Origin of the sequence: Allobosea psychrotolerans, assembly GCF_002917105.1 — a bacterium.
Taxonomy (GTDB): Bacteria; Pseudomonadota; Alphaproteobacteria; order Rhizobiales; family Beijerinckiaceae; genus Allobosea; species Allobosea psychrotolerans.
This window is the reverse complement of record NZ_PQFZ01000045.1, coordinates 1-2,844: the sequence shown is the minus strand read 5'-3', so window position 1 is coordinate 2,844 and position 2,844 is coordinate 1. Positions and strand designations below refer to the sequence as shown.

Sequence of the window (2,844 nt, the reverse complement as noted above, 5' to 3'; positions counted from 1 at the left end):
ATGGCAGGCCATCGTCGATTTCGACGGTACGATCTCGTGTCAGGACACGACGGATCAGATCCTCGAACGTTTCGCCGCGCCAAGCTGGCAGGAGGTCGAGCAGGACTGGATCGACGGCAAGATCGGGTCGCGCGAATGCATGAGGCGCCAGGTCGAGATGCTGCGGGTCTCGCCGGGGATGCTCGACAGCTTCATCGCCGATATCGCGATCGACTGGGATTTTCCCGCCTTCGTGCGGCTCTGCATGCGCCATGACATCCCCGTCACCGTCGTCTCCGACGGGCTCGACCGGACGATCAGGGCCGTGCTGAAACGCGCCGGGCTGGGCTTCCTGCCGGTCGTCGCCAACCATCTCGACTATGCCGGCGAAGGCCGCTGGCAGCTGACCTCGCCTTACGCCTCCACCACCGGCGGCTGCGACAGCGGCACCTGCAAATGCGCCGTCGCCGACAGCCTGCACCGGCCGCTGACCCTGCTCGTCGGCGACGGCAAGTCCGACCATTGCGTCGCCGGCCAGGCCGATCTCGTTTTCGCGAAGAAGGGCCTGATCGCCCATTGCCGCGACCAGGGGCTCCCCCACCACCCGTTCACCGACTTCTCCCAGGCCGTCGGCCTGCTGGAGGATCTGCTGTGCACCACCGCGGCAAGCGGCCCGGCGCGCGAATTGACGAAGGATACGATCCATGGCTGACGGCTACGCTCTGCTCGACACGCCCGCCCCCCAGGCGGCGCCCGCCCCTCTCTCGCACAAGGATGAGCAGGCTCGCCTCCTCGCGCTCGAGGCGCAGTACTGCTCCCATGGCGACACGGTGCACTACACGCAGTTCCCCAAGATCTTCTCGGGCTGCGAGGGCTCCTTCATGTTCGACGATGAGGGCAACCGCTTCCTCGACCTGCAGATGTGGTATTCGGCCGTCAATTTCGGCTACGCCAATCCCCGCCTGAACAACGCGCTGAAGCGCCAGATCGACACGCTGCCGCAGGTCGCCAGCCAGTACCTGCATCGCGAGAAGATCGAGCTCGCCGCGCTGATCGCCAGGGATGCCGAAGCCAAGTTCGGCGAGAAGGGCCGCGTCCACTTCAATGTCGGCGGCGCCCAGGCCGTCGAGGATTCGCTGAAGCTCGTGCGCAATGCCAGCAACGGCAAGAGCCTGATGTTCGCCTTCGAGGGCGGCTATCACGGCCGCACGCTCGGCGCCTCGGCGATCACCTCGTCCTACCGCTATCGCCGCCGCTTCGGCCATTTCGGCGAGCGCGCGCATTTCATCCCGTTCCCCTACCATTTCCGCGGCCCCAAGGGCATGAGCAAGGAGGAGTATGGCGAGCATTGCGTGCAGCAGTTCGCCCGTCTCTTCGAGAGCGAATATAACGGCGTCTGGGATCCCAAGACCGGCCAGGCCGAATACGCCGCCTTCTATGTCGAGCCGCTGCAGGGCACCGGCGGCTACGTCATCCCGCCGAAGAACTTCTTCATCGGGCTGAAGAAGGTGCTCGACGACCACGGCATCCTGATGGTCGTCGACGAGATCCAGATGGGCTTCTACCGGACCGGCAAATTGTGGTCGATCGAGCACTTCGGCGTGACGCCGGACGTGATCGTCTTCGGCAAGGCCGTGACCAACGGGCTCAACCCGCTCTCGGGCATCTGGGCCAAGGAAAAGCTGATCAACCCGACGATCTTCCCGCCGGGCTCGACGCATTCGACCTTCAACGCCAATCCGCTGGGCACCGCGGTCGCGCTCGAGGCCATGAAGATGATGGCCGAGGACGATTACGAGACCATGGTCATGGCGAAGGGCGCCTATTTCCTCCGGGGCCTGGAAGAGCTCAAGCGCCGCCACAAGATCGTCGGCGACGTCGACGGGCTCGGCATGGCGCTGCGCATCGAGATCTGCGAGCCGCATGACAGCTACACGCCGTCGAAGCGGCTGGTCGACCTGATGTGCGACGAGGGCATGAAGGCCGATCTCGAGACGGATGGGAAACGCTACGGCCTCGTTCTCGACATCGGCGGCTACCACAAGAACGTCATTACGCTGGCTCCCGCCCTCACCATGAGCCACGCCGAGATCGATCTGGCGATCAAGCTGCTCGACCAGCTCTTCGCCCGCGTCGCAAACGCCTGACATCCCTGGAGGCGGCCTTGCGATTGCGCGTGATCGATCTCGACGGCAGCGTGGCGGCTCAGGAGCCGCTGCGCCGGCGCATCGATGCGGGAGCCGCCACCCGCATCGATGCCGCCGATCTTGCCTCCTCGCTGCGGATTCTCGCCACCCGCGCCGCGATGGACAGATTCACCGGGCGCCTGCGCGATAGCGCGGCGCCCGGCGACGATGTTTCCGTGACCTTTTACGGCTCCGGCGATTTCCACCACCTGACGGCAGGCCTCCTGGCCGAGGTCAGGCGCGATCTCAGCGTGATCCATTTCGACAACCACCCCGACTGGGTGCGCTTTCCGCCGACCTTCAATTGCGGCGCCTGGGTCAACCGGGCGCTGGAGCTGCCTCATGTCAGGCGCGTGGTCACGCTGGGTCCTTGCAGCGGCGACCTCGTCCGCCCCGAACTGCAGTTCGCCAACCTGCCGGCCCTGTCGCAGGGGCGCATCGAGCTCTACCCCTGGCGCCACGCGCCCTCCCGCATCTGGGGCCGCTATCGCGACGGGCCGTCCCATCGCCAGGATCGCGGCCACCTGCATTGGCGCAATCTCGCCGATGAACGCTGGGACGGCTTTCTCGACGAGATGATCGCCGGGCTGCCGACGAAGGCGATCTGGATCACCATCGACAAGGATGTGCTCGGCCGCAGCGACGCCGTGACCAACTGGGACCAGGGCGACATGCCGCT

Annotated in this window: 3 protein-coding genes; all 3 read left to right on the top strand. The window is 65.8% G+C overall.

The annotated features are described in order from the left end of the window. A partial coding sequence (locus CYD53_RS29670; RefSeq protein ID WP_103721667.1) for an MtnX-like HAD-IB family phosphatase occupies nt 1-691 on the top strand: 691 nt, incomplete at its 5' end. Beyond that, complete coding sequence (locus CYD53_RS29665; RefSeq protein WP_103721666.1) at nt 684-2,126, top strand: aspartate aminotransferase family protein; 1,443 nt, start codon at nt 684-686, stop codon at nt 2,124-2,126. The genes CYD53_RS29670 and CYD53_RS29665, both read left to right, overlap by 8 nt. Nucleotides 2,127-2,143: 17 nt before the next feature. Continuing rightward, nucleotides 2,144-2,844, top strand: a 701-nt coding sequence (locus tag CYD53_RS29660; protein ID WP_146056045.1) for an arginase family protein, incomplete at its 3' end; no start/stop codon positions are given.

What these genes read in the sequence shown, in the direction of transcription:
- CYD53_RS29665 (WP_103721666.1), top strand. Translation starts at nt 684, where the DNA reads ATGGCTGACGGCTACGCTCTGCTCGACACGCCCGCCCCCCAGGCGGCG.